Source organism: Candidatus Accumulibacter sp. ACC005 (assembly GCF_907163215.1).
Taxonomy (GTDB): domain Bacteria; phylum Pseudomonadota; class Gammaproteobacteria; order Burkholderiales; family Rhodocyclaceae; genus Accumulibacter; species Accumulibacter regalis.
Map to the genome: position 1 here is coordinate 13726 of NZ_CAJQUB010000006.1, position 22451 is coordinate 36176.

The 22451-nt window shown below is 62.5% G+C and carries 20 protein-coding genes; 7 read left to right on the top strand and 13 right to left on the bottom strand.

What is annotated here, in order from left to right:
- Positions 1-5: 5 nt before the first annotated feature.
- The 8 genes from fabF to QZ613_RS07325 all read right to left on the bottom strand — a co-directional run bounded on the left by fabF (position 6) and on the right by QZ613_RS07325 (position 6168).
- Positions 6-1244: a beta-ketoacyl-ACP synthase II gene (gene fabF / locus QZ613_RS07290; RefSeq protein WP_291903427.1), complete on the bottom strand. Its 1239-nt coding sequence runs from the start codon at positions 1242-1244 to the stop codon at positions 6-8.
- Between the two features lie 115 nt (positions 1245-1359).
- Positions 1360-1596 carry an acyl carrier protein gene (gene acpP, locus QZ613_RS07295; RefSeq protein WP_042331107.1) on the bottom strand — a complete coding sequence of 79 codons (237 nt, stop codon included), beginning with the start codon at positions 1594-1596 and terminating at the stop codon, positions 1360-1362.
- Positions 1597-1714: 118 nt separating this feature from the next.
- Complete coding sequence (gene fabG / locus QZ613_RS07300) at positions 1715-2461, bottom strand: 3-oxoacyl-ACP reductase FabG (RefSeq protein ID WP_043568582.1); 747 nt, start codon at positions 2459-2461, stop codon at positions 1715-1717.
- 5 nt (positions 2462-2466) lie between these two features.
- On the bottom strand, positions 2467-3408 hold the full coding sequence (fabD, locus tag QZ613_RS07305) for an ACP S-malonyltransferase (RefSeq protein ID WP_043568580.1): 942 nt from the start codon (positions 3406-3408) through the stop codon (positions 2467-2469).
- Positions 3409-3425: 17 nt separating this feature from the next.
- Positions 3426-4385 carry a beta-ketoacyl-ACP synthase III gene (locus tag QZ613_RS07310; RefSeq protein WP_043568579.1) on the bottom strand — a complete coding sequence of 320 codons (960 nt, stop codon included), beginning with the start codon at positions 4383-4385 and terminating at the stop codon, positions 3426-3428.
- A gap of 1 nt (position 4386) precedes the next feature.
- A complete protein-coding gene (plsX, locus tag QZ613_RS07315) occupies positions 4387-5403 on the bottom strand; it encodes a phosphate acyltransferase PlsX (RefSeq protein WP_043568886.1) in 1017 nt (338 codons plus the stop codon).
- 69 nt (positions 5404-5472) lie between these two features.
- Positions 5473-5652: a 50S ribosomal protein L32 gene (gene rpmF / locus QZ613_RS07320; RefSeq protein WP_043568578.1), complete on the bottom strand. Its 180-nt coding sequence runs from the start codon at positions 5650-5652 to the stop codon at positions 5473-5475.
- A gap of 24 nt (positions 5653-5676) precedes the next feature.
- Positions 5677-6168, bottom strand: coding sequence for a YceD family protein (locus QZ613_RS07325; RefSeq protein ID WP_043568577.1), 492 nt, complete (start codon positions 6166-6168; stop codon positions 5677-5679).
- A gap of 116 nt (positions 6169-6284) precedes the next feature.
- Between QZ613_RS07325 and QZ613_RS07330 the strand changes: the two genes are divergently transcribed.
- On the top strand, positions 6285-6869 hold the full coding sequence (locus QZ613_RS07330; RefSeq protein WP_291866540.1) for a Maf family nucleotide pyrophosphatase: 585 nt from the start codon (positions 6285-6287) through the stop codon (positions 6867-6869).
- 33 nt (positions 6870-6902) lie between these two features.
- Positions 6903-7613, top strand: coding sequence for an SAM-dependent methyltransferase (locus QZ613_RS07335; RefSeq protein WP_291866542.1), 711 nt, complete (start codon positions 6903-6905; stop codon positions 7611-7613).
- 10 nt (positions 7614-7623) lie between these two features.
- On the opposite strand, the gene QZ613_RS07340 is transcribed toward QZ613_RS07335, so the two are convergent.
- From QZ613_RS07340 to QZ613_RS07355, 4 genes are read right to left on the bottom strand one after another with little or no spacing between them, the layout of a single operon-like run.
- Positions 7624-8517: a S49 family peptidase gene (locus QZ613_RS07340; RefSeq protein ID WP_291866579.1), complete on the bottom strand. Its 894-nt coding sequence runs from the start codon at positions 8515-8517 to the stop codon at positions 7624-7626.
- Positions 8518-8576: 59 nt separating this feature from the next.
- A complete protein-coding gene (locus QZ613_RS07345; protein WP_291866545.1) occupies positions 8577-8936 on the bottom strand; it encodes a Rieske 2Fe-2S domain-containing protein in 360 nt (119 codons plus the stop codon).
- Positions 8915-9571 (bottom strand): HAD-IA family hydrolase, encoded by a 657-nt coding sequence (locus QZ613_RS07350; protein WP_291866548.1) that lies wholly within the window; start codon positions 9569-9571, stop codon positions 8915-8917. Before QZ613_RS07350 ends, QZ613_RS07345 begins: the two co-directional genes overlap by 22 nt.
- The gene (locus QZ613_RS07355; protein ID WP_291866551.1) at positions 9555-10547 is read right to left on the bottom strand and encodes an RluA family pseudouridine synthase; all 993 of its coding nucleotides are present in this window, start codon (positions 10545-10547) and stop codon (positions 9555-9557) included. Before QZ613_RS07355 ends, QZ613_RS07350 begins: the two co-directional genes overlap by 17 nt.
- Before the next feature lie 407 nt (positions 10548-10954).
- On the opposite strand from QZ613_RS07355, the gene QZ613_RS07360 reads away from it, so the two are divergent.
- From QZ613_RS07360 to ppk2, 5 genes are all read left to right on the top strand, one after another.
- Complete coding sequence (locus tag QZ613_RS07360) at positions 10955-13801, top strand: Rne/Rng family ribonuclease (RefSeq protein ID WP_291981897.1); 2847 nt, start codon at positions 10955-10957, stop codon at positions 13799-13801.
- A gap of 434 nt (positions 13802-14235) precedes the next feature.
- A complete protein-coding gene (locus QZ613_RS07365; RefSeq protein ID WP_291981899.1) occupies positions 14236-15468 on the top strand; it encodes an efflux RND transporter periplasmic adaptor subunit in 1233 nt (410 codons plus the stop codon).
- A gap of 6 nt (positions 15469-15474) precedes the next feature.
- Positions 15475-18693, top strand: a complete 3219-nt coding sequence (locus tag QZ613_RS07370) for a multidrug efflux RND transporter permease subunit (RefSeq protein ID WP_291866560.1) — start codon at positions 15475-15477, stop codon at positions 18691-18693.
- Positions 18686-20128: an efflux transporter outer membrane subunit gene (locus QZ613_RS07375; protein ID WP_291866563.1), complete on the top strand. Its 1443-nt coding sequence runs from the start codon at positions 18686-18688 to the stop codon at positions 20126-20128. Before QZ613_RS07370 ends, QZ613_RS07375 begins: the two co-directional genes overlap by 8 nt.
- Before the next feature lie 138 nt (positions 20129-20266).
- The gene (gene ppk2, locus QZ613_RS07380) at positions 20267-21085 is read left to right on the top strand and encodes a polyphosphate kinase 2 (protein WP_291866581.1); all 819 of its coding nucleotides are present in this window, start codon (positions 20267-20269) and stop codon (positions 21083-21085) included.
- Between the two features lie 91 nt (positions 21086-21176).
- Here ppk2 and QZ613_RS07385 read toward each other — a convergent pair whose 3' ends face one another.
- Entirely contained in the window at positions 21177-22205 is a 1029-nt protein-coding gene (locus QZ613_RS07385) for a hypothetical protein (protein ID WP_043568553.1), read from the bottom strand.
- Between the last annotated feature and the right edge of the window lie 246 nt (positions 22206-22451).

A 22451-nucleotide genomic window follows, 5' to 3' on the forward strand; every position in this document is an offset into this window, starting at 1 on the left:
GAATCCTAGATCCGCTTGAAGACGACGGTGGCGTTTGTACCGCCGAAGCCGAAGGAGTTCGAAATTGCCGCATCGATCTTGAGTTGACGCGCCTCATTGGCGCAATAGTCGAGATCGCACCCTTCTCCGGGACTGAAGAGGTTGATGGTCGGCGGCGAAATCTGATGGTAGACCGCAAGCACCGAAAACAGCGCCTCGACGCCGCCCGCAGCGCCGAGAAGATGGCCGGTCATCGACTTGGTGGAATTGACGACCAGCTTCTTCGCGTGTTCGCCGAAAGCGCGCTTGACGGCAATGGTTTCCGCCTTGTCGCCCAACGGCGTCGAAGTTCCGTGTGCATTGACGTACTGCACATCATCGGCATTCAGCCCCGCGCTACGCAAGGCATTGGTCATGCAACGCGCTGCGCCCTCACCGTCTTCGCACGGTGCAGTGATGTGGTTGGCATCGGCGCTCATGCCGAAGCCCGCCAGCTCGCAATAAATTCGGGCACCGCGTGCCTTGGCGTGCTCGTATTCTTCCAGCACCACGACGCCCGCGCCTTCACTGAGAACGAAGCCGTCACGGTCCCTGTCCCACGGACGGCTGGCAGTCTGGGGATCGTCGTTGCGCGTGGACAAGGCGCGTGGAGCGCAAAACCCCCCCAGGCCAAGCTTCGACAGGCAACCTTCGGCGCCACCGGCAATCATCACGTCGGCATCGCCGTACTCGATCAGACGGCCAGCATCGCCGATGCTGTGCGTCCCCGTCGAACACGCGCTGACCAGCGAGATGTTGGGGCCCTTGTAGCCATACATGATCGACAGGTTACCGGAGATCATGTTGATGATCGAGCCAGGCACGAAGAACGGCGACACCTTGCGCACGCCACCGGCGGCAAAGTCGTCGCAGGTTCCTTCGATCATCGGCAACCCGCCAATCCCGGAACCAATCGACACCCCAACGCGCTCGGCTTGCGCCGGCTGCGCCTCCAGCCCGGCGTCGCGGATCGCCTGAATGCCGGCCGCCATACCGTAATGGATGAAAACGTCCATGCGCCGCGCTTCCTTGACCGAGAGGTACTGGCCAATGTCGAAGTCGCGCACTTCGCCGGCGATCTGCACGGGAAAGCTGGAAACATCAAAACGGGTGATCCGGTCAATGCCAGAGCGTCCAGCAATGATGTTCTGCCAGGCCGTTTCAACGGAATTGCCAACCGGAGAAAGAATTCCAAGGCCAGTGATAACGACTCTGCGACGTGCCAACTTATGCTCCGAGAGTAGAAAATGCGGAAGCGGGAACGCTCGCCATCGCTCCCTGCCGAGGGAGCCCTTTGCAGAGCCTGACCGCAGGGATCGTGGGTAGCGTCGAGCGGGAGACTTACTTCTTGTGCGAAGTCACGTAGTCGATGGCCTGCTGAACGGTGGTGATCTTCTCGGCTTCGTCATCCGGAATCTCGCACTCGAACTCTTCTTCCAGAGCCATCACCAGTTCGACTGTATCGAGCGAATCAGCGCCAAGATCATCGACGAACGACGATTCATTCTTGATGTCCGCTTCATTGACCCCGAGTTGTTCGGCGACGATCTTCTTGACACGCTGCTCAATATTTTCCATAAAAGTGCTCCTTCTCAGAGTTCATAAGTGAAACAGAAATGCGCCATTCTAGCAAAATGGCCCAAACTTACCAATCATCAGTCCGTCCCACAGGACGCTGTCTCGTCCACAAGCGATATCAGCCGGTGAACATGCCGCCGTTGACGTGAATTGTCGTGCCGGTAACGTAGGCAGCCCCTGCCGACGCCAGGAAACAGACCGCCGCCGCAACTTCCTGCGGCGAGCCAAGTCGACCGAGCGGAACGCCACTGAGCAGCGACGCTTTCTGCTTGTCGTCCAGCGCGCGCGTCATGTCGGTATCGATAAGACCTGGCGCAACGCAATTGACGGTAATGTTGCGACTACCCAACTCGCGCGCCAGTGAGCGGCTCAAGCCAGCGACGCCGGCCTTGGCCGCGCAGTAATTGGCCTGCCCCGGATTGCCGGCATGACCGACGACCGAGGTGACATTGATGATTCGGCCATGCCGGGCCTTCATCATTCCGCGCATCACTGCCCGGCAAAGGCGGAAAACCGCTTTCAGGTTGGTATCGAGCACGCTTTCCCACTCGTCGTCCTTGAGACGCATCGACAGGTTGTCGCGCGTAATTCCCGCGTTATTGACCAGCACCGAAACCGCTCCGTGGGTCTTCTCGACCTGCCTGATCAGCGCCTCGATCTGCTCGCCATCGCGGACCTCAAGGACAGCGCCCTCCCCCTTGCAGCCGGCAGCCGCGAGGGCCGCGGAAATTCTCGCAGCCCCTTCGCCAGTGGTTGCCGTACCGATAACGGTGGCGCCAAGCCGCCCCAGTTCGAGCGCAATCGCCTCGCCGATGCCGCGTGAGGCGCCGGTCACCAGCGCCACTTCCCCGTTGAGCATTGCCATCGTGCCTATCCCAGGTTTTCGACGGCCGCTTCGACAGCCGTCAGATCAGCCAGAGCGACGCCCGCCAGCGTGGCTGCGCAGCGCTTGGTCAAGCCCGCAAGAACCTTGCCAGGCCCACATTCGGCGACCGTCGTCACGTCCATTCCGGCCATTTTCTGGATGGTCTCAACCCAGCGCACGGGCGAGTATGCCTGCCGAACCAGAGCATCCTTGATGCGGACAGGATCCGACTCGATTGCCACATCGACGTTGTTGATCAGCGGAATCTGTGGCGTCGCGAACTCCACTTCGGCGAGCCGGGCTGACAACTTGTCGGCTGCCGGTCGCATCAGCGACGAGTGAAACGGCGCCGAAACCGGCAGCAACAGCGCACGCTTGGCGCCACGCGCCTTGCAGCCTTCGCAGGCAAGCTCGACCGCAGCCTTGCTGCCGGCGATGACCGTCTGTCCCGGGCCATTGAAATTGACCGGTTCGACGACCTGACCACCGCCTGCCGCGGCGACTGCCTCGACGCAGGCCTCGGCAATCTTGTCGTCGTCGAGACCGAGAATCGCAGCCATCGCTCCGGCGCCCACCGGCACGGCTTCCTGCATCGCGGCTGCACGCAGCCGAACCAGCGGTACAGCATCCTTGAAGGCGATGACTCCGGCAGCGACCAGCGCCGAATACTCGCCAAGGCTGTGCCCGGCGACGACGGTCGGCAACTTGCCACCACGGTCGAGCCACAGACGATAGACGGCGATCCCGGCGGTGAGCATCACCGGCTGCGTGTTGACCGTCTGCGCCAAGGCTTCGCTCGGACCATCGGCGAGCAATTGCCAGAGGTCCTGCGAAAGCGCCGCCGATGCTTCGTCGAACGTCGCCCGCAGCACCGGCGAGTCGCCATAGGCGGCCATCATCCCGACCGATTGCGAGCCCTGGCCCGGAAAAACAAACGCAAAACCCATCTTGTACGGTTCCTCTTCTAGAGTTCGAGCAGCACGGCGCCCCAGGTGAAGCCGCCACCGACGCCTTCGAGCATGATTTTCTGGCCCGCCTTGATGCGCCCGTCTCGAACCGCTTCATCGAGGGCCAGTGGAACGGACGCCGCCGAGGTATTGCCATGCCGATCGACGGTGACCACCACCTTGTCCATCGGCATCTTGACGCGTTTCGCGGTCGCTTCGAGGATGCGAACGTTGGCCTGATGAGGAATCAGCCAGTCGATCTCCGACGGCGCGATGCCGGCGGCCTGGCAACACTCGTCCGCGACTTCCGCGAGCACGCGCACGGCAAATTTGAAGACCGCCTGCCCATCCATGCGCAGGAAGGGATCGCCGGTCACCTTGCCACCGCAGACGCTACCGGGAACCGACAGGATCCCGTGATGGGCACCGTCGGCATGCAAGGCAGTGGCCAGAATTCCCGGCTTGTCCGAAGCTTCGAGCACGACCGCCCCGGCACCATCACCGAAGAGCACGCAGGTGCCCCGATCAGACCAATCGAGAATGCGCGAAAACACTTCCGCGCCGACCACCAGAGCCCGTCGATGACTTCCCGAACGAATGAACTTCTCGGCCACCGTCAATCCATACACGAAACCGCTGCAAACCGCCTGGACATCAAACGCGGTCGCGCCACGATTGCCCAGTTTGCCCTGCAGCAAGCACGCCGTGCTCGGGAAAATGAAGTCCGGGGTCGAAGTCGCGACAATGATCAAGTCCAGATCGGTGGCATCCAGGCCGGCGGCGAGAAGCGCCCGTCGACTCGCCTCAAGGGCAAGGTCGCTGGCGTTCTCGCCGTTCGCGGCGAGATGACGAGACTTGATTCCGGTTCGACTGACAATCCACTCATCGCTGGTATCGATACCCCGACCCGCGAGATCGTCGTTGCTGACCGGCGGACCCGGCAGAAAGCTGCCGATACCGGTAATGCGGGAGAACATTCTATGCGATCTCCAGAAGCGGTTGTTGTTGTTGCGCGACGCGCTCACTGATCCGTAGCAGAACGCCACTGCGCGCCTCTTCCGCGGCACGCTGCAGCGCCTGCCCGAAGCTGAAAGCATCGGCCGAACCGTGACTCTTGACGACAATGCCCTTCAAACCGAGCAAGGTGGCGCCGTTGTACTTGCGATGGTCGACGCGGTTCTTGAAGCGGTTGACCACCGGCAAGGCGATCACCGCCGCCAGCTTGGTCAACAGATTGCGGCGGAACTCCTGGCGCAGGAAGGTTGCCAGCAACTGCGCCAGACCTTCCGAGGACTTCAATGCAACATTGCCCACAAAGCCATCGCAGACAACCACGTCAGCCTGTCCCTTGTAGAGACCGTCGCCTTCGATATTTCCAACGAAATTCAGCCCGGAATCCCAGAGTAGTTCGGCTGCGCGCTTGACGACATCGTTACCCTTGATCTCTTCCTGGCCGATGTTCAGGATGCCGACCGTTGGTCGATCGCGATGCTCGACCGCCGAAACCAGCGAAGCGCCCATGATTCCGAACTGCAGCAGGTGTTCAGGGCTGCAATCGACGTTCGCACCAAGGTCAAGCACATGCGTATGCCCATTCATGGTCGGCAGAATGCCGCAGATCGCCGGCCGATCGATGCCGGGCAACATCTTGAGCACGAAACGGGAAATGCCCATCAAGGCGCCGGTGTTGCCCGCCGACACGCAGGCATCGGCCTCGCCGCTCTTGACCAGACTGACCGCCACGCGCATCGACGAATCCTTCTTGGTGCGCAGCGCCACCGATGGCGCCTCGTCCATGGCGACGACCTCACTGGCATGATGAATGACCACACGACCGATGGCCACATCGCCGATCAGAGGGCAGATACGCTCGGCAAGACCGACCAGGATCACACGCACGTCTGGCTGATCACGAACGAACTCGAGCGCTGCAGGAACAGTGACTTGAGGGCCGTGATCCCCGCCCATGCAGTCGATGGCGACGGTAATGGTCATCAGAAGACAGACGAAAGAAAAGGCAGGCAGCTTCCCATCACGGGAACCTGCCTGCCCCATCCGATGGCATCACTCGCCCGCGCCCTTGCCGACTTTCTTGCCGCGATAGTGGCCCGATGGGCTGACGTGGTGGCGCAAATGCACTTCGCCGGTGGTCGGCTCGACGGCCAGCGGCGGGCTGCCCAGGGAGTCGTGCGCGCGATGCATGCCGCGCTTGGACGGGGATTTCTTGTTCTGCTGAACAGCCATGACAAACTCCTAAAATCAAACTCACTAAGCGCGGCCCTTGAGGCCGGCCAAAACTGAAAATGGCGACTCTTTCGTCAACTCGCGCGCACCACCGGGCGGCACACAATCGTCGTGGCGAGGCACCGAGGGAAGCCCAAGAAGAATTTCATCCTCGATCAGAGCGAGCACATCAAGCTCCTTCTCGGCCGGAAGAAAGTCCCTGGAGTCATCCTCCAGTTCCTCCTGCGACAGGTCGCCGTCACTCGCGACAAATTCGAGCAAACTACGCAACGCCAGCGGGTACCGCAACGGCTCCAGACAGCGCTGGCAGCACAGCGACAGCACGCCGTCTACCTGAAGCACCAGCAGCGAGCGGCCACGAGACCCCATACCACCTTCGACCCGATACCTCAGACAACCCGTCGAGTCCGCCAGCAAGTCAGTCAAACGTGCCAGCTTCGCCACGGGCACTTCGCCCTGCAAAGAACCTTTCTCGAGCCCGAAGGCCAGGCTATCAATGAGTACGCGTCGCGACATAAGGGCGGCATGATATTATTTTCGGCTTTTGAAGTCAAAGCGGTGGCGCCGGAAAACAGGCTATTTCGCGATTTCTTCGGTGGCGCCCCGGATTTCATGCCGCGATCGGCCTTCAGATGCCCGGAAAACAGCTCATTCTCGCCTCCACCTCGCCCTTCAGACGCGAACTACTGACTCGCCTCGGAGTGTCATTCGAAAGCGCCGACCCGGCCGTCGACGAAACGCCACTGCCAGGCGAGGCGCCTGAAGCCAGCGCTTTGCGCCTGTCCGAAGCGAAGGCGCGAGCAGTCTGCGCGCTTTTTCCCGACGCCCTGATCATCGGCAGCGACCAGGTAGCGCACCGTGACGGCCAGGTCTTCGGTAAACCGGGAAGCCACGCCAACGCCGTACGGCAGTTGCGAGCCATGCGCGGCCGCAGCGTCAACTTCTTTACCGGCCTCTGCCTCCTGGACGCCAACAGCGGCCGAGCACGGCTGCGCGGCGTAAACACAGTGGTCAGCTTTCGCGAGCTGACAGATGAGGAAATCGAAAACTACCTGCGCAAGGAGCAACCCTACAATTGTGCGGGCAGCGCCAAGTCGGAAGGGCTGGGAATCGCCTTGATCGCCAGGATCGACGGCCACGACCCCAACGCGCTGATCGGCCTGCCCCTGATAGCCCTTTGCGATCTATTGCGCGAAGAGAACATATCTATATTATAATCAGCGTTTTATACGTAAAATGTAAGGTGATCTATGAACATGGGGCGGCTCTATCTGATCCCTGTTCCGCTCGGCCCCACCGCCGTCGCTGCGGTCCTGCCACAATCCGTACTTGCCCGCGCACAAGGACTTCGTCACTTCGTTGCCGAGAACGCCAAATCGGGGCGCGCCTTCCTCAAACTGCTGCCGTCCGACCTGCCAGTGCAGCAGATCTCGATTCAGGAACTCAACGAGCACACGCCGGCCAGCGAGCTGACCGCCCTTCTGGCACCGTTGCTCAACGGCAACGACGTCGGTCTGATCTCTGAAGCGGGATGCCCGGCGGTCGCCGACCCGGGAGCCGCACTGGTCGCCCTGGCGCAACGGGAAGGCATCCAGGTCGTGCCGATGGTCGGTCCGTCATCGATCCTGCTCGCCTTGATGGGCTCCGGGCTGAGCGGCCAGAGCTTCGTCTTTCACGGCTACCTACCGAGCACGCCTGGCGAACGAGAAAAGCGCCTACGCGAACTGGAGAAGGAATCGCGACGGGGGCAGCAGACGCAGATCTTCATCGAAACGCCTTACCGCAACCAGCAATTGCTTGAATCGGTACTCAAGACCTGCGCCCGCGAGACGCGCGTCTGCATCGCCACCGACCTCACGCTGGAAAGCGAGCAGATCACCACCCGCCGGGTCGGCGCGTGGCAGCGCCAGTCGCTACCGAAGATCAATCGCCGACCGACGGTATTCCTGCTGCAGGCCTAGACGCTGCGTGTCAACGCAAGTCCGGCATGCCGATCGCGCCAAGCATAGATCCCACGCCCAGCGTGGCGTCGGCACGCAGGCGCTTGGCGAAACGCTCGGCGATATTTTCCTTGATCGTGAAGTCGACGATTCGCTCGGCCTTGATCACGTCTCGGGCCACCGAGCCGACGGTACCGAAACCGTCTGCCAGCCCCAGTTGAACGCTCTGCGTACCGGTCCACATCAGGCCAGTAAACATCTCCGGCGTTTCCTTCAGCCGCGTACCGCGCCCCTTGCGCACGACCTCGATGAACTGACTGTGGATCTCCCCCAGCAAGACCTGCGCGTGTCGCTTTTGCTCCGCATCCTGCGGCGAGAACGGGTCGAGGAAGCCCTTGTTCACCCCGGCCGTCAGCAAGCGACGCTCGACCCCAAGCTTGTCCATCGTCCCGGTGAAGCCGAAGCCGTCCATGAGCACGCCGATAGACCCGACGATGCTGGCCTTGTCGACGAAGATCTGGTCCGCTGCCACAGCCACGTAATAGCCACCTGAAGCACAAAGATCTTCGACCACTGCGTAAAGCGAAATCTGCGGATGCTTGGTGCGCAGGCGACGAATTTCGTCGTGGACAATTCCCGCCTGCACCGGGCTGCCGCCCGGACTGTTGACGCGCAGCACGACGCCGGCAGTTCCTTTGTCGCCAAACGCAAAGCGCAAAGCTTCGGTGATGCTCTCGGCGCTGGCTTCACCGCCGCTGGCGATCGTGCCACTGAGATTCACGACCGCCGTATGCCGCCGGCCATCGGTAAGCGTCTCGGTATCACCCCAGTCAACCAGCAGGACCAGCACGGCAACCAGATAGGACAAGCCAGCCAATTTGAAGAAAATTCCCCAGCGCCGTTTCACTCGCTGCTCCTGCAGCATCGCCAAGGCCAATTTCTCCAACAACTGCCGCTCCCATTGGGGTTCGTTTTCAGGACTCGTCACGATTCTTGCTCGCTTGGGGTGTAGTAGATGGCGCCATTGCGCTCTTCGATGGGTAGCGGTGTCAGGCCCCTACCGTTACAGCGGCCGCCCAGACAGCGACCGTCTTGCGGTGCGTACAGCGCGCCATGGGTGGCGCAGATCAAGTATAGCTTGGAATCATCGAAGAATTCGCCGGGCTGCCAGTCCAGTTCGACGGCTACGTGGCCACAGCGATTGAGGTAGGCGGCAACACGACCGCGAAAGCGCACGGCAAACGCCGGTTCTTCGACACCCTGCACCGAAACGGTGAAACGAACGCCAGGGCCAGCGTCGATCAAATCGGCAGACCGGCAGATCAGGCGTTCATTCGCAGCCATTGCGCCACCTCCTCTATCGCCTGCAAGCGAGCCAACGGTCCGAGCGCATCCAGCGCCGCCGCCGGGTGCGCGCCGTAGCCCGCGGCCAGGCTGGCTACGCCGGCATTCCTTGCCATCAGCAGGTCGTGTGTCGTATCGCCGATCATCAACGTTCGCTCCGGGTCGACGGACAGCTCAGCCATCAACTCGTCGAGCATCTGTGGATGCGGCTTGGAGAAACACTCGTCGGCGCAGCGCGAGGCATGAAAATAGCCGCCCAAGCCACTGCTTCGCAAGGCGCGATCGAGCCCCAGCCTGCTCTTCCCGGTCGCCACGGCAAGCAGGAAGCCGGCCGTGGCAAGTTCGCAAATCAAGGCTGCCGCACCGTCGAACAACTGCAACTCGTGATCATGCTGGAGATAGTGGTGGCGATAGCGTTCAACCATCAAGGGATAGCGCTCCTCGGGCAGATTCGGCACCGCGTAGCGTAGCGCATCGTGTAGACCGAGCCCGATTACGTGCCGTGCCCGTTCGTCGGCCGGGGTTGGCAGGCCCAGGTCAGAGCACGCCGCCTGGATGGCGGCGACGATGGCCGCGGCCGAATCGAGCAGGGTGCCGTCCCAGTCGAAGACCAGCAGCTCAAATCTGCTCGCCATAGTCCTGCCTCTCCTTTTTTGCAACGCTGCCAATGAACTGCGCCAGTGCGCTCGGCAGGGCGGCTTCGAGTATCAGTTCGCGACCGTCCTGCGGATGCGCCATGGTCATTTTCGCGGCGTGCAGAAACATGCGCCTGAGCCCCTCCCTGGCCAGCGTTCGATTGCGCGCAAAATCGCCGTATTTCTCGTCACCAGCGATGGGAAAGCCGAGGTGCGCGAGATGAACGCGAATCTGGTGCGTCCGCCCCGTTTTCAGTTCTGCCTCGAGAAGACTGAAATGCTCCCAGCGCGCCAGGAGCCGAAACACGGTATGTGCTGCCTTGCCGTCCTCGGCGACACGCACCCGACGTTCGCCCGACGGCAACAGATACTTGAGCAAGGGCAAGCGGACGTTGCGCAAGGGGTCCATCCAGCGCCCGATGACCAATACCTGATAGCGTTTGTCGGCGCCACGCTCGCTGCCCCCGCGGGCACCGGCGCGGAACATCTCGTGCAGGACCAGCAACACTGAACGCTTCTTTCCGATCAGCAGCAAGCCGGAAGTCTCGCGGTCCAAACGGTGTGCCAGCTCGAGGAAGCGTGCCTGTGGCCGCTGCCGGCGCAGCGCCTCGATTACGCCGAAGCTCTCCCCACTCCCCCCGTGCACGGCAAGACCCGCCGGCTTGTCTACGATCAGCAAGCCCTCGTCTTCATAGACCACCGGCAGCTGCGCCTTGAGCGCTGCCCCGTCCACCACTTCCTGCTCGACCTGGGCCGTGCGCATCGGCGGAATGCGCACCACGTCGCCGATTTGCAAGCGATAGGAGACCGCCGTCCGCCGCCCGTTCACGCGTACCTCGCCGCTGCGCACGATCCTGTACACGTGGCTCTTGGGCACCCCCTTGCACTTCTTCAGCAGCAGGTTGTCCAAACGCTGTCCGTGTTCGTTCTCGGTGATCAGCTCCTGAATCACGGAGCTTTTGCTAACTTCGGCCATTTTGAATATACTTCTCTCGTTTTGCGTCTAGAGTTGAAAGAGGCGCTGACCCGTGAGACCGTCCAGCGGCGCCGATTCTAAAGCAATTGCGACGCACTTTCCGGCAGGCAGCAGCCGCCTCGCTTGCGCCAATCTGCGCAAGATCACTCAACGCGATTCACCTGGTTAAGTACGCTCACCACTAAGTAGCGATACTACTTGAACTGCGCGCGCCCAGCACCTGCGAACCGCCCCAGGCAGATTCCGGAGTCCTTGAATTTCAAAGGCCAGACGACTAAGCAAGTCGGCGAGCTAGCCCTATTAGTTGCCCTATCGGAGAGCCCCTCAAGCAACCCACCAAACAACTAATCCGTCGCTGCCTGGAGCAGGCAATTCCCCCGTGAGAGCGCGTGGGAGCCCAATTTATTATGAAACGCATGCTTTTTAACGCGACACAGGCCGAGGAACTGCGTGTCGCCATTGTCGACGGTCAGAAACTCATTGATCTGGACATTGAATCGGCCGCCAAGGAACAGAAAAAGAGCAACATTTATAAAGCAGTCATTACCCGCATCGAGCCCAGCCTGGAAGCGGCGTTTGTCGATTACGGCTCCGAACGGCACGGCTTTCTGTCGTTCAAGGAAGTATCCCGCGCCTTCTTCCAGCCGGGTGTCGAAGCAAGCCGCGCGACAATCAAGGAAGCGCTTCGCGAAGGCCAGGAGCTGATCGTCCAGGTCGACAAGGACGAGCGCGGCAACAAGGGTGCGGCGCTGACGACCTTCGTCAGTCTCGCCGGCCGCTATCTGGTCCTGATGCCGAACAACCCCCGCGGCGGCGGCGTCTCGCGCCGTGTCGAGGGTAACGAGCGCGCCGAGCTGCGCGAGGTAATGGATCAGCTGGAAGTTCCGCCCGGCATGAGCCTGATTGCCCGTACGGCGGCAATCGGCCGTAACGCCGAAGAACTGCAATGGGATCTCAACTACCTGTTGCAGCTGTGGAAAGCGATCGAAGGCGCCGCTCAACAGCAGAAGGGAGCCTTCCTGATCTATCAGGAGGGCAGCCTGGTGATCCGCGCCATTCGCGACTACTTCCAGCCGGATATCGGCGAAATCCTGATCGATACCGACGACGTATTCGAACAGGCGGGTCAGTTCATGGCCCACGTGATGCCCGGGACGGTCAACCGCATCAAGCGCTATCACGACGACGTGCCGCTCTTCTCGCGCTTCCAGATCGAGCATCAGATCGAATCCGCCTACTCGCGCCAGGTCAGCCTGCCGTCAGGTGGCGCCATCGTCATCGACCATACCGAAGCGCTGGTGTCCATCGACGTCAACTCCGGACGCTCGACGCGCGGCGCCGACATCGAAGAAACCGCGCTGAAGACCAACCTCGAAGCCGCAGAAGAAGTGGCCCGCCAGCTGCGCCTGCGCGATCTCGGTGGCCTGATCATTATTGACTTCATCGACATGGAAAGTCAGCGCAATCAGCGTGACGTCGAAAACCGCGTCCGCGAAGCGCTGCGCTTTGACCGTGCGCGCGTTCAAACGGGCAAGATCAGCCGCTTCGGCCTGCTCGAACTGTCGCGCCAGCGCCTGCGCCCGGCACTCGCCGAAACCAGCTACATCGCCTGCCCGCGCTGCTCGGGGACTGGGCACATCCGCAGTACCGAATCAGCGGCCCTGCACATTCTGCGCATCCTCGAAGAAGAGGCGATGAAGGACAACACGGCGGCGGTGCACACACAGGTACCGGTTGACGTCGCCACCTTCCTGCTCAACGAGAAGCGCACCGACGTCCAGGCGGTCGAGCAGCGGCACAAGGTCAGTATCCTGCTGATTCCCAACATGCACCTCGAAACGCCACAGCACACCATCGTCCGCGTTCGCCAGGACGAACTGGTCAACGACGAACAGCAGCAGCCTTCGTACCGCATGGTCGAAATGCCAACGGTTGACGACGGTAGCGCGACGGCCATCGCCGACGCCCGGGCGACCCGCCCTGAGGCGGCGATCAAGGGCATTACGGCGGCGCAGCCAGCACCGATGCGCGCTGAACTACCAACGCCCGTGGCCGAGAAGCCGGCCGGCCCGGCGAGCGGCTTCCTGAACAGAATCATTTCCTGGTTCCAGCACAAGCCTGCACCGGCGGCAGCCGAACCGGCACCTGCACCGGCAAGACCGGCTCGTTCCGGCAGCTCGCCGCGTGACCCGCAGCGCGACCCCCGTCGCGGCAACGCTCGCAACAATCGCCGCGACGAGACGCGTGAAGCGCCTGCCCCGCGCGGCACTCGCGAGCAGAACGAAGCGACGACGCAACAGAACGCGCCACAGCCCCGCCCGGAACCCCCGCGAACGCGCGAACCGAGAGAACCGCGCGAGCCCCGTCGCGGGCGCAACGAAGCACGCGGCGAGCGCAAGGACCAGACCACCGCACCAGCCGCAGAAGCCAGCAACGCGCTTGCGCCAACGCCCCCGCAACAGACCAACGGCCCGGCACCCGAACAGGCAGCAGGCGAGAACACCAACGCCCCTCGTCGTCGTGGGCGTCGTGGTGGTCGACGCGAACGCGGCGAGAAAACCGAGAACCAGCTCGACCTTCTGAGTACTGAAGGGTCAGCAAACGGCGCGCCGACGGCAAGCACCGCGCCCGCGTCAACCGAGGAGCGGCAGGCCACAAGCGTGCCGGTCGTCACCGAGCCGACACCGCAGACGCCTGCCGACGTCGCCACTCCACCGCTGACGACCACCGAGATCGCCACCCCGCCGGCTGCCCCGGCCCTGGTTACCGAGCTTGTAGAAACGCCTGCGCCGACTAGTTCCGGTCCGGCCGAGGTCGCTGCCATCGTTGCCCCGCCTGCGCCGGTCGAGGCCCCAGGCACAGGCCAGGACGGAGCGCCTGCGGTGCAAGCGGCGAGCGAAGTCGCAATGGCAAACGCAGCCGAATCACCCGTGCCGGCCAAAACGCCAGCCGCGACCGAAGCGCCGATCGTGATCGAAACGGCTGCCGTCGCTGAAGTGCCAGCGGACGCCGAGCCCGCCCCGGCAATCGCTAGCCCGGCGGCAGATGTCGTTGAGTCAGTGGCGCAGGCACCCGCCGCACCGGCAGCGGACCAGCGTAGTGAGCTGGTGATGATCGAAACGAGCACCGACAAGGTCCAGTCGCGGCAAACCGAAGACGTGACCGAAACGGCACCGGCCAGCACGCCACGCCGCAAGCGCGCGTCCGTGGTCGTTGCCGACGAGCCGCTGGTGATGGTCGAAACCCAGAAGTAAACGCGTCGTCGGACAGCGCTTACCGTTAAGGGCCGGCGCTTCTCTTGGCCAGGGTACACCAACCCTGCTTTGAGGAGGGCCGGCCCGAACCTCGCACGAAGCAAGCCAGACCCAAACAAGCAGGCACTCGCCTGGCCAACGCTCTCGGGAACCGCCGCCTGGACCAAAGCTTCCTCGCTCCCCCATCTGGCTGGGCAACACCCCCCTCCCCATCACCCCCACCGCTTCGGAGGTCAAGAGACTACTGGAGCGCATTGGCAAGCCCGCATTCGGCATAATTTGTCACTTATACTGACGCCTTTCTCGCGCCCTTACCCTTTCCCCCAACAGGAAGGAGAAGTAGACGCGTCTGGCCCTATCGATCACTCTCGTCGACTTCGGGAAGTTCCTGAGCAGCAGCACACCACTCCAACTGTTCCCACGCAGGAGCCGTCATGACCTTTTTTACCCCATCGCTCTTTTCGTCCGCACGTCGTCGTGCACTCGGCTACACAGCTGCCGGCCTGGCCAGCGCGGCACTGCTGCTCAGCGCCGGCTGTGGCAAGAAAGGAGAGACCGCGCCGCCAGGGCCACCGACCGTTGAAGTGACTACCGTGATCCAGAAGGACGTACCGATCTACCGGGAGTGGATCGGCTCGCTGGACGGCGATGTCAATGCCGTCATCCGTCCTCAGGTCACCGGCTACCTCGTCAAGCAAAACTACACCGAAGGCGACTGGGTCAAGAAGGGGCAGTTGCTTTTCCAGATCGACCCGCGCACTTTCGAAGCTGCGGTCGATCAGGCGCAGGGGATGCGTGCCCAACAAAGGGCTCTCTACCAGACCGCGAAGGCGAATCTGGCGCGGGTCAAGCCTCTGGCTGCCAAGAACGCCCTCAGCCAGAAGGATCTGGACGATACCACCGGCGCCGAGTTGTCGGCCAAGGCCTCGCTCGAGGCCGCCGAGGCGTCGCTGCAGACCGCCAAACTGAACCTCAGCTTCACCCGCATCACGTCCCCCATCGACGGCATTGCCGGCATCGCCAAGGCTCAGATCGGCGATCTGCTCAGCCCGAGCATGGCAACGGAACTGACCACGGTCTCGACCGTCGATCCGATCAAGGTGTATTTCAATATCAGCGAGCGCGAGTATCTTCCCCTTGCCCGAGCAGTCATCGCCAACGACGGAAAGCGCCAGGTGGTACCCCTCGAGCTGATCCTGGTAGACGGCTCTGCCTACCCGCACAACGGTGAGTTCTCGCTCCTCGACCGACAGGTCGACCCGACAACCGGCACCTTCAAAGGTGCCGCCGTCTTTCCGAACCCTGACCGACTGCTCCGCCCCGGCCAGTACGGCCGCATCAGGGCGACGATGTCGGTCCAGAAAGGAGCGCTGCTGGTGCCGCAGCGAGCGGTCACCGAAATTCAGGGCAAATACCTGCTGGCCGTCGTCGGCGCCGACAACAAGGTCGCCATACGTCCGGTGACGGTTGGCGAGCGAATCGGTTCGGACTGGATCATCGCCAGTGGCCTGCAGCCTGGCGAAAAGGTGATCGCCGAAGGCACCCAGAAGGTCAAGGACGGGAGCATGGTCAATCCGAAGCCCTTCGAGCCGGCGCCGCCGGCTGCCGGCAAGGCAGCCACGTCAGGGGACAAACCCGCGGCGCCTGCGCCCGAAAGCAAGAGGTAAGCCGCCATGGCCAAGTTCTTCATCAATCGGCCAATCGTCGCCATGGTCCTCTCGATCCTGATGACCTTGATCGGTCTGGTCGCCATGGCCGGGCTTCCCGTTGCGCAGTTCCCGAATATCGTGCCACCGGAAATCAAGGTCAACGCCACCTACACCGGCGCCGACGCGCTGACCGTCGAACAGGCGGTGTCAACCCCGATCGAGCAGCAGATGTCGGGCGTGGACAACATGAACTACATGTACTCGATCAACGCCAACAACGGCCAGGCGTCGCTCACCGTCAACTTCGACATTGCCACCGACGTCAACACCGACCAGATTCTGACCCAGATGCGGTCAAACCAAGCCGACTCGCAACTGCCGGCGGACGTGCGCAACTTCGGCGTCACTGTGCAGAAGTCGACCGCCTCGCCGCTGGTGATGTTCGCGCTCTACTCGCCGAACGACACCTACGACGGCGTCTTCCTTTCCAACTACGCGTTCATCAACATCAACGACCAGATGACGCGCGTCAAGGGCATCGCCAGCGTCACCGTCTTCGGTGCCGGCCAGTATGCCATGCGCCTGTGGGTCAAGCCCGACCAGCTGGCCAAGCTGAACATCACCATTCCCGAAATCATCAACGCGGTCAAAGCGCAGAACACCGTCAATCCGGCGGGAACGGTCGGTGCCGAACCGGCCCCGGCGGGGCAGGAATTCACCTACGCGGTACGTGCACAGGGGCGGCTGGAAAATGAAGAGCAGTTCGGCAACGTCGTGCTGCGCGCCAACCCGGACGGCTCGATCGTCCGCGTTCGCGATGTCGCACGCATCGAACTCGGCGCCCAGACCTACAACATGGAAGGCCGGCTCAACGGCAAGGCGGCGACGCTGATCGCACTCTACCAGATGCCCGGCGCAAACGCTCTCGAAGCGGCAGACGGCGCCAAGGCACTGATGGAAACCATCAAGAAGAGTTTCCCTCCTGACCTCGATTACGTCGTCGCCCTCGATACCACGCTCTCGGTCACCGAAGGCATCACCGCCATCCAGCACACGCTGTTCGAGGCCATCGTCCTGGTGATCATCGTCGTCTTCGCCTTCCTGCAAGGCTGGCGCGCGACGCTGATCCCGCTGCTCGCCGTGCCGGTCTCGCTGGTCGGCACCTTCATGCTCTTTCCGGTCTTCGGATTCTCGATCAACACGCTGTCGCTGTTCGGTCTGGTCCTGGCCATCGGTCTGGTCGTCGACGACGCGATCGTCGTCGTCGAAGCCGTCGAGCACCATATCGAGAAAGGCTTGTCGCCCAAGGAGGCGACGATGAAGGCGATGGACGAAGTCACCGGGCCGGTGATCGCCATCGCCGTCATCCTGTCGGCGGTGTTCGTACCGACAGCGATGATTCCCGGTATCACCGGCCAGCTCTATCAGCAGTTTGCGGTCACCATTGCGCTGTCGGTGATCATTTCCGCGTTCAACGCACTGACGCTCAGTCCGGCGCTCTGCGCGCTGCTTCTCAAACCAAAGGTCAGGGGAACGGGCCCGGTCCAGAAGTTCTACGACTGGTTCAACAACGGCTTCAACCGGCTGACCGGCGGCTACGTCGGAACCTGCCGGCTGGCCATCCGCAAGAGCGCGGTCAGCCTTTTCTTTCTCCTTGCCATCGCCGTCGCGGCCGGGTTCCTCGGCAAGATGACCCCCGTCGGCTTCCTTCCCGATGAAGATCAGGGCTACGTCTACGCCGGCATCCAGCTCCCCGACGCGGCTTCCCTGCAGCGCACCCGGGAAATCGCCAAACAGGCCGAAGAACTGATCATGGCGGTTCCGGGCGTCAAGTACACGACGACGGTCATCGGCTACAACATGCTCAGCCAGGTACAGAACACCTACAGTGCCTTCTTCTTCATCACCCTCGAGGAATGGGCCGAACGCAAGACGCCGGAACTGCAATACGAAGCGATCAAGGCGGCGCTGACGAAGAAGCTCGGCGGCCTTCCCGGGGCCATCGGCTTCTCGTTCCCGCCGCCGGCAATTCCCGGCGTGGGAACCTCGGGCGGCGCGACGTTCATCCTCCAGGACCGCGCAGGAAAGGACATCGCCTTCCTCGCCGAGAACACCACCAAGTTCGTCGAAGCGGCCAGAAAGCGTCCCGAACTGGCGAGCGTGTCGACCACATTCCGGCCCACCGTGCCGCAGCTCTTCGTCGACGTCGACCGCGACAAGGTCCTCAAGCAAGGGGTCAATATCGACGATGTGTACAAGACGCTGCAAAGCTTCCTGGGTAGCGGCTTCATCAATTACTTCAACCGCTTTGGGCGCCAGTGGCAGGTCTATCTGCAGGCCGAGGGCGATTACCGTACCAATATCGACGGCATCGGCCAGTTCTATGTGCGCAACAAGGACGGACAACCCGTACCGCTGTCGGCGCTGACCTCGGTGCGCAACATCGCCGGACCGGAGTTCACGATGCGCTACAACCTCTACCGGAGCGCCCAGATCAACGCCTCGCCGGCCCCCGGCTACAGCTCCGATCAGGTCATGAAGGCACTCGAGGAAGTGTTCGCCCAGACCATGCCCAGCGACATGGGCTACGACTACATGGGCATGTCCTACCAGGAGAAGCGCGCACAGCAAGGGGTCTCGCCAATGGTCATCTTCGGCTTCTCGCTGCTCTGCGTCTTCCTGATCCTGGCAGCACAATACGAGAGCTGGTCGCTGCCGTTTTCGGTCCTTCTCGGTACACCGATCGCCGTCGCCGGCGCGTTCGCAGCACTGCTGCTGCGCGGCCAGGAGAACAACATCTATGCACAGATCGGCCTGGTGATGCTCATCGGCCTGGCCGCCAAGAACGCCATCCTGATCGTCGAATTTGCCAAGATGGAGTACGAAAAAGGCGAGCTGTCGCTGGCCGACGCGACGCTCAAGGGCGCGCAGCTCCGCCTTCGGCCAATCCTGATGACCTCCTTCGCCTTCATCTTCGGCCTCGTGCCGCTGGCCCTGTCGACCGGTGCCGGTGCGATTTCACGGCAGGTCATGGGTGGAGCGGTAATCGGCGGCATGCTGGCGGCGACCTGCATTGCCATCTTCATCGTCCCGGTGTGCTTCTACGTCGTCGAGAAGCTCGCGCACAAGGGCCATACGGGCCCCTATCAACACCCTGACGGCGATGCTGGCGGGCATGGCCACGCTCCTGCGGCCAAGCTCCCGCCGCCCAGCGCAGGAAAGGAGGGCGAGAATCATGCGTAAATCCCTGCTCGCGGCCCTGCTGGCGCTGCTCGCCAGCGGCTGCATGATCGGCCCCGACTACCTTCGCCCACAGGTCGAGACACCGCCCGCCTGGCGCCTCAGCGACACGGCCGCCAATGACCTCGCCAACACCGCCTGGTGGAAGCAGTTCGATGACCCGGTACTCGACGACCTGGTGAACACCGCCTTGCGCAACAACCACGATCTGCTGATCGCCACCGCGCGCATCGACGAGTTCGCCGGACGCTACGGCATCGTCCGCGCCGAGCTTTTCCCGCAGGTGGGCGCCGGCTACGAGGCCAGTCGACAGCGCAATACACTTCCCGGCGCGAGCAGCGCGTCCACCTACAACAGTTACCAGGCAGTGATCGCCGCCAGCTGGGAAATCGACATCTGGGGGAGAATCCGCCGCCTCAACGAAGCCGCCAAGGCACAGTTGCTGGCCAGTGAAGATGCCCGCCGGGCGGTGGTTCTGTCGCTGGTCGGCCGCGTCGCCGCCGCCTACATCAACCTTCGCGACCTCGATCGCCAGCTGGAAATTGCGCAGGCGACGGCACGAAGCCGCGGCGAGTCCTACGACGTTTTCCAGGAGCGCTACCTGGGCGGCGTCATTTCGACGCTCGAACTGAGCCAGAACAAGTCGCAGTACGACGAAGCGCTGGCCAGCATCCCGCCGATCGAAAAGGCGATCGCCCAGCAAGAGAACGGCCTCAGCGTCTTGCTCGGTCGCAATCCCGGGCCCATCGCCCGGGGCAAGGACATCGATCAACTCACGCTGCCGACGATCCCCGCCGGCCTGCCCTCCGATCTACTCGAACGCCGGCCCGACATCCAGTTGGCCGAGCAGAACCTGATCGCCGCCAACGCGTTGATCGGCGCCGCCAAGGCCGCCTACTTCCCCACCATCTCGCTGACCGGTCTCCTCGGCTATGCCAGCAACGGACTGAGCCAGCTGTTCAACAGCCAATCGAAGGTCTGGCAATACTCGGCGCCGATCACCATGCCTATTTTCACGGCCGGCGCCATCGCCGGTCAGGTACAGGAAGCCGAGGCGGCACAGAAGCAAGCGCTGTTCGCCTACCAGCGAACGATCCAGGAAGCTTTTCGGGAGGTCAACGACGCGCTGATCAACCAGGACCGCACACGCCAACAGCTGCGCGCTCAGAAGCAGCAGGTGCAAGCGCTGCAGCAGTATTCAGCGACCGCCCGGCTGCGCTACGACAACGGCTACACCAGCTACATCGAAGTGCTCGACGCCGAGCGCAGCCTGTTCAACGTTCAGCTGCAATACACGCAGACGCAGCAGACGCAGTTCCAGGCGATGATCAACCTCTACCTGGCAATGGGCGGCGGCTGGGTGAACGAGGCTGCAGGAGTGGCCGATGCCGTGACCGCCGGCGATGCTGCGCAAGATCCGGGCGCCACGACTCGTTAGGCCGTTCCCGGCGCCACCCACCCTTGCAGCATTGACCCCGGGCACAACCGCCCCACTGACAACCACCAGGAGAAACCGATGAGCAAGAAATCCAAATCAGCAAAGAAAACCAAGTCCGCGCAAGCCTCCAACCCGGCGATGCAGGCACAACCGGCCGGCGGCGAAACCGCGGCGCCGGCGAAAAAGATGTCCAACAAGACCTACCTGAAGGAGCTCGAGAAGCTCGAGGCCGAGTTGGTCCACCTCCAGCAATGGGTGGTCAGCAAGGGACTCAAGGTGATCATCGTCTTCGAAGGCCGCGACGGAGCCGGCAAGGGCGGGACGATCAAGGCGATCACCGGCCGCGTCAGCCCGCGCGTTTTTCGTGTCGTCGCCCTGCCCGCACCGACGGAACGCGAGAAGAGCCAGATGTACCTGCAACGCTACCTGCCGCACTTTCCGGCGGCCGGCGAAGTGGTGATCTTCGACCGCAGCTGGTACAACCGTGCGGGTGTCGAACGCGTCATGGGTTTCGCCAGCGACGAGCAGGTGCAGGACTTCCTCAAGGGGGCTCCGCTGTTCGAAAAACTCATGGTCAGCAAGAACGACATCATCCTGCTCAAGTACTGGCTGGAAGTCGACATGGACGAGCAGACACGCCGCCTCGAAGCGCGCATCACCGACCCGCGCAAACATTGGAAGCTGTCCCCGATGGACCTCAAGTCGTACAGCCGCTGGTACGACTACTCGCAAGCGCGCGACGACATGTTCGCGGCAACCGATAGCGAGTGGGCGCCATGGTTCGCGGCGCGTTCGGACGACAAGAAGCGCGTGCGGCTGAACATCATCAGGCACCTCCTGAAGAGCATCCCCTACGAAGTTCCGAAGCCGCCGAAAGTCACCCTGCCCAAACGGCAAAGCGCCGGAAAGTACCAGGAAAGCGACCATCCCGTGAAGTACGTTCCGGAGGTGTTCTGAAGCATCGCTCGGCGGCCCGGTTCCCGACCGGAAACCGGCTCCGTCTTTTCCCTGCCCACCGGCACACAGCCCCCCGGGGACGCTCTACCCGTCAGAGGTAGCGGCTCGCATCGGCAAAATTGATCGTCTGCGGCGGGGGCACTTCGCTGCGCGCGACGCGCGCCAGGACGAAGGCTCTCTGCATTGGCGGCGAGCCGCGCAGCTCCGCAAAGCAAAAATCGACGTCAGCAGCAGCCTCCGTACTCGCCTCATCGAGCACGACGTTCATCTTGCTGAGCCGCAAGTGCCGCGGCTCGACGTGCAGATAGCGCTGCGGGTTGTCGAGTAGCGCCTTCAGGCATTCGAGTTCCGCTTCCAGGACTGACTCACTGCCCCCCATCACCTCGAGTTGTCGCTCGTTTTCCAGCAGCTGAGCCTGCAGGCCGGCCTGCTCGCTGGCTGCGGCCGGAGCATCGCCGAACATCGACCCCAGGCCCGGACCGTGTTGCTGAAGCAATCTCAGGCGTGCCCGGATCAGCGAACGACTTGCCTGCAGTTCCTGCCTTTCGACACGCTCCTCGCCGATCTCCGACAGGGCCTGGGCAAGCAGGTATTCGTAAACCCCGACCCCCACGACGCGGCGCAGGCGCGAATCGTCGCCACCGCAGAAGCGTGCCCGGTGATCAGAGAAGCTGACACTGGTCTGAGCCACGTCGCGCTGCACCATCCCTCCGTGCAGCGCGATTCCGAAGACCCGCTGTTCCTTGAGCGCCATGCCGAGGACGAGATAGGCTTCGTCAAGGCCCGGAAACTTGTCGAACAGCGTGCGCAGATTGTCCGAACTGCCAAGCACGGCCGGAATATCCGACGGCGAGACGAAGAACGCCCGCAAAGCCGGATCGGAAGCCCAGACGGCCGACGAAAGCGGTCGCGCGGCCGGCAGCGACTGGACCAGCGCGCGCAGAAATTCGATGGTCGTCTCGACCGACGGCGTCAGGCGCTTGTGGCAATGCGGCAGCAGCTTGAGACGCGGGTTGGTCAAGGCGATCGCCTTGTCCACTGCCCCACGAATCATCTCGTCAGACACGCGGTCTGGGTCGAATTGGGCCGGTCGGTTCTTGAACCAGTCGAGAATACCCATGGCATTTCACTCCGTCACTGCGATGAACGCATCTTACGACATCAGCACCTCCTCGACGCAGTCAAGGGCGCCACAAGAAAACTTCGCCGTGCACAAAGCAAAGTGCTAATCTCGGATCCAGAATCCCGAAGGCGCGGGGCCACCTGCCGACGTGTTGGCGAAGCGAAGGCCTGCCTTTTGCCGCTTCTTTTTTCTTAGGAGGCACGATCATGCGTTTACCCGGCGGATCATCGACACGCCATTGCG

What these genes read in the sequence shown, in the direction of transcription:
- plsX (WP_043568886.1), bottom strand. Translation starts at nt 5,403, where the DNA reads ATGACCATTACCGTCGCCATCGACTGCATGGGCGGGGATCACGGCCCT.
- fabG (WP_043568582.1), bottom strand. Translation starts at nt 2,461, where the DNA reads ATGGCAATGCTCAACGGGGAAGTGGCGCTGGTGACCGGCGCCTCACGC.
- QZ613_RS07335 (WP_291866542.1), top strand. Translation starts at nt 6,903, where the DNA reads ATGAACATGGGGCGGCTCTATCTGATCCCTGTTCCGCTCGGCCCCACC.
- QZ613_RS07350 (WP_291866548.1), bottom strand. Translation starts at nt 9,571, where the DNA reads ATGGCGAGCAGATTTGAGCTGCTGGTCTTCGACTGGGACGGCACCCTG.
- QZ613_RS07340 (WP_291866579.1), bottom strand. Translation starts at nt 8,517, where the DNA reads ATGCTGCAGGAGCAGCGAGTGAAACGGCGCTGGGGAATTTTCTTCAAA.
- QZ613_RS07355 (WP_291866551.1), bottom strand. Translation starts at nt 10,547, where the DNA reads ATGGCCGAAGTTAGCAAAAGCTCCGTGATTCAGGAGCTGATCACCGAG.
- ppk2 (WP_291866581.1), top strand. Translation starts at nt 20,267, where the DNA reads ATGCAGGCACAACCGGCCGGCGGCGAAACCGCGGCGCCGGCGAAAAAG.
- rpmF (WP_043568578.1), bottom strand. Translation starts at nt 5,652, where the DNA reads ATGGCTGTTCAGCAGAACAAGAAATCCCCGTCCAAGCGCGGCATGCAT.
- QZ613_RS07330 (WP_291866540.1), top strand. Translation starts at nt 6,285, where the DNA reads ATGCCCGGAAAACAGCTCATTCTCGCCTCCACCTCGCCCTTCAGACGC.
- acpP (WP_042331107.1), bottom strand. Translation starts at nt 1,596, where the DNA reads ATGGAAAATATTGAGCAGCGTGTCAAGAAGATCGTCGCCGAACAACTC.
- QZ613_RS07365 (WP_291981899.1), top strand. Translation starts at nt 14,236, where the DNA reads ATGACCTTTTTTACCCCATCGCTCTTTTCGTCCGCACGTCGTCGTGCA.
- QZ613_RS07370 (WP_291866560.1), top strand. Translation starts at nt 15,475, where the DNA reads ATGGCCAAGTTCTTCATCAATCGGCCAATCGTCGCCATGGTCCTCTCG.
- QZ613_RS07345 (WP_291866545.1), bottom strand. Translation starts at nt 8,936, where the DNA reads ATGGCTGCGAATGAACGCCTGATCTGCCGGTCTGCCGATTTGATCGAC.
- QZ613_RS07375 (WP_291866563.1), top strand. Translation starts at nt 18,686, where the DNA reads ATGCGTAAATCCCTGCTCGCGGCCCTGCTGGCGCTGCTCGCCAGCGGC.
- QZ613_RS07310 (WP_043568579.1), bottom strand. Translation starts at nt 4,385, where the DNA reads ATGTTCTCCCGCATTACCGGTATCGGCAGCTTTCTGCCGGGTCCGCCG.
- QZ613_RS07325 (WP_043568577.1), bottom strand. Translation starts at nt 6,168, where the DNA reads ATGTCGCGACGCGTACTCATTGATAGCCTGGCCTTCGGGCTCGAGAAA.
- fabD (WP_043568580.1), bottom strand. Translation starts at nt 3,408, where the DNA reads ATGGGTTTTGCGTTTGTTTTTCCGGGCCAGGGCTCGCAATCGGTCGGG.
- QZ613_RS07360 (WP_291981897.1), top strand. Translation starts at nt 10,955, where the DNA reads ATGAAACGCATGCTTTTTAACGCGACACAGGCCGAGGAACTGCGTGTC.
- QZ613_RS07385 (WP_043568553.1), bottom strand. Translation starts at nt 22,205, where the DNA reads ATGGGTATTCTCGACTGGTTCAAGAACCGACCGGCCCAATTCGACCCA.